This window comes from Chitinophaga sp. (genome assembly GCF_035564935.1).
Lineage (GTDB): Bacteria > Bacteroidota > Bacteroidia > Chitinophagales > Chitinophagaceae > Chitinophaga.
In genome coordinates, this window is sequence record NZ_DATMTE010000134.1 from 1 (window position 1) to 3,471 (window position 3,471).

Genomic DNA, 3,471 nt, shown 5'->3' on the forward strand with positions numbered 1-3,471 from the left:
ACGTGTACTCCGTACCAATGGCCTATTGTTGATGAAATTATTGGCGTAGAACGAGAAGCCCATATTTTTGGCAAATTCCTTGGTGAGTTTCACATTGAACAGCCAAAGCGGTTTCCAGCTTTCGCTGCGGAAGGTTCCCTCATTCAGGCTCAGGTAGATATCCCGGTCGGCGGAAGTGATCTGCTGGCGTTCGGCTTCTGAAAAATAGGTGATGGCCATAGGCTGGCCCGGTCCTACAGGGATATAGCCTATGGGCAGACTGGAGAAGTCAACATTGCGTTCCTTGTCAAGCCAGATGGTCTGCGCCGTCAAGGTTAGGATAAACCGCAGTTCGGGAATATGGTGTATGGCCCGTAGTGAGGTCACGAATCGCTCGGCTTCCGTACCGCGTGGAGCGAATACGCCGACGCGTGTCATGGGCTTATTGGGTACTTCCTGTGCCAGGATGTAGGGTGTGGTGGTGGTCGATCTGGTGGATTGGTAGGCTCCTGTGAGCTGCAAGGAGGTACGGATGGCGTCAAAACGCCCCATGTCGAAGTCAAATTCAGCGCCCTTATTGATGATCTGCCTATCGTTGGTCGGCGTGGCATAGCTAAACACATAAGGCGTATTGGTTACCACATCGCTCAAGATCGGTTTTCCGCCCGGTACTTCCTGTTGCACGGTATAGGTCGGGATAAGCGCATATTGTAAGCTGTTTAAGGTGGTCATATAATCGTAGGCATTGTCGATTTTATCGTGATAAGCTGTAATGCTGAGACGTCTGTCTTTCCCGATTTTCCAATCGATACCCACTTCCTTTTTATATGATTTAGCTAATTTGAGCTGATTATTCCCTGTATTATAGACGCGTGTGGTCATCAGCGCCAGAGCCTCGTTGGGATCCTGTTTGTAATAATTTAAACTGAAGACGTCGAAATAGGCATTTTCAGGATACAGGAGGTTCAGCGTCGGCGCCTTGGTCGCAATACCATATCCCGCACGTAGGCTGAACGAGGGCAGTAGGTCATAACTTACATTAATCCGTGGTGACAGCACCGCTTTGTTGTCGCTGCGGAAGGGCTGCAGCTGATCCATGCGTAGACCGGCCTGGATGGACAGTTCGCGCTTGCCAAACCGGGCTGTCATGCGGTCTTCGGCATAGGCGCCGAGCTGATGGAGTGCCGGAACATCTTTGTATGCCCTGGAGCGGTAACCGTTCATGCCATTGGTACGGTAGGGGAAATCTGGATCAAAAGTCTTTCCGCTCCCTGTATTGACATCCATCCGGTAGTCCGCACCGACCAGCAGACGGTGCGTAAACAGACCGGTCTTGGCATAAAACTCATCGGATAGTTTGGCAAACAGGTTGACCGGTTTTCCCTCCACCCATGCTTTATTGGTATAGTTTGCAGGTAAATAGGGGACATCAAATGTACCATCGGTATAGGAACTGCCAACAGCAGAGATGCCCGAAGTTCCGGAATTCTCCAGGTAGGATTTTTGAAGTGCGTAGTTTAACGATAGGGTATAATTCAATTGACGCGCCAGTGCGCTGTTAAGTTTCCATTTTCCGTTGCTGGAGAAGCGATAGCTGTACTCCTGCGACCTATTGAGCTCCGGTACGGCATTGGCATCGGGGTCAATTTTGACCTTGTCCAGGTTGCTGCCAAAGGAAAAATAGGTATTGGTATAAAGCGGTCTGTCCTGGCCAAATGTTTTGGTATACTGCGCCGATCCGGTCACCCGGCTATACGTTGCGTAAGCCGAAGTTTGTTTGTCGTTGGCTCGGGTATAGTCGAGATCAACAAATAAGGTACCACTGTTGCTTCCCAGATCGAAACCCTGTCCGGCCCAGAACTGGGTCAGTTTGGGATTTATCCGTCCTTTTACCTGCAAGTTTTCTTTGCCGGCCTTGGTCTGCACGAGGATGGCTCCGGAAGTCATATCGCCGTATTCAACGCCAGCGATACCGCGGATGACTTCGATGGATTCGATATTGTCGGCCGTATATTGGCGCATATCGGCGCCCAGTCCCTGAGCAGTGGAGAAGCTTCCGCTGGATCCGCTGGATCCGGAGGTGCCCGTCACAATGGCCGCAGAGCCGAGGGACTGCAGGTTGGCATTGTTGGATGTCGGAGCGCCATTGATAATCAGTGATGTACCTAGAGAACTCATAAAATCCGACGAACGATTGGTCCCGTCGGTATTGCCCACATTTCGGATACCGGCTTTGTTTACATTGGTAAAATCCGGATTGATGGTAATCGCACCCGGTAGCAATTGCAGGACTTCGCCCAGGTTGGTGGCCTGCATATGTTCGATGGCCTTGCGGTTGATGACGGTGGAGGTGGCACCTTGCTTACGGTTTTCCCGGGCGACAACGACCACGTCTGCCAGGGCTATTGAATTTTCTTGCATTGCGATGGCAATCGGCTGATTTCCCGACGTGACGGATTCCTCAACCGTAAGCATGCCCAAGTAGCTTACTACCAGTGTATACTGACCTGCCGGCATGCGGCTGAAGGTAAAGAATCCCTTTTCGTCGGTCTTGGTGTACAGGCCGAGTTCGCTGATCTGCACGGTAGCGCCTTTCAATGCTTTGCCGCTTGCTTTCTCAGTAATCACGCCACGGATGCCACCTTCTTGAAAAGTGCTTTCGACCGATAGCGTTGTGCCTGCCGCCGGAAGGGCAAACGTAGCAGTTGATAAAGTCAGCAAGGCAAAAAATAGGAGTGACCGTTGCATCAGCAATGGCGTATCTTTATTTTCCATGGCTATGTCCCATATTTTCGGGGTTAATCATGATGTGTGCTTTGTATGACCCTTCGTCCATTAACCATGGGATGCCCGGTAAACCCGGTTTGGTCGACAAACCGATATCAGCTGCTTTCGCATAAGGCACATAGATCACATAACGACGCTGTGCGCCTTCAATTTCACCTGTGGTTTGATTTAATTTGGCCAATGGTCCCCAATAGCCGTACAGGATCGTAGGAGTTTGTGGAATGCTTAATTTACCTGCTTTATGTTCTGCCTCACGGATTTCATCCCGTTGTTTGCGCTTGCCTTCGGCGATCAATTCACGACCTCTGGCCATAAAGGGATCCAGGCTCTTAGGGTAGGCATAGGCATACAGTACCGATGATTTGTAATCCGGTGCAAGGCAGATCAGGTTGTTGGCGGTTGTGCCTTCCTGCAAGGTGACAAATTCACCCTTTTCATTATAACCGAGTACCTTGGCTCCCTCACGTTGGTCGGCAGGTGCTGCCTGTAAGGCGATTTTTATCTGTAGATCCTTCGCCAGCGGACTGCGGGCCTGTTGTTGTGCAAATACGGTCAATGTTCCCCAGGAGAGTGCCAGGGCAATGATAACATGTTTCATAGGTATTCCTTTAGCTGTTAATGATTAATTGTTTTTGCCTGTTAGCAAAAGCATGTTGCAAATATATGTATTTAGATTTATTATAAATAAGTGAATTTTAAAATATT

Annotated in this window: 2 protein-coding genes; both read right to left on the bottom strand. The window is 49.9% G+C overall.

What is annotated here, in order from left to right:
• Positions 1–2,754, bottom strand: a 2,754-nt coding sequence (locus VN105_RS03630; protein WP_325638020.1) for a TonB-dependent receptor, incomplete at its 3' end; no start/stop codon positions are given.
• Positions 2,744–3,364 (bottom strand): hypothetical protein, encoded by a 621-nt coding sequence (locus VN105_RS03635; protein WP_108633555.1) that lies wholly within the window; start codon positions 3,362–3,364, stop codon positions 2,744–2,746. The genes VN105_RS03635 and VN105_RS03630, both read right to left, overlap by 11 nt.
• Positions 3,365–3,471 lie beyond the last annotated feature (107 nt).

Excerpts from the sequence above, each read along its gene's own strand:
- VN105_RS03635 (WP_108633555.1), bottom strand. The coding sequence starts at position 3,364 with ATGAAACATGTTATCATTGCCCTGGCACTCTCCTGGGGAACATTGACC.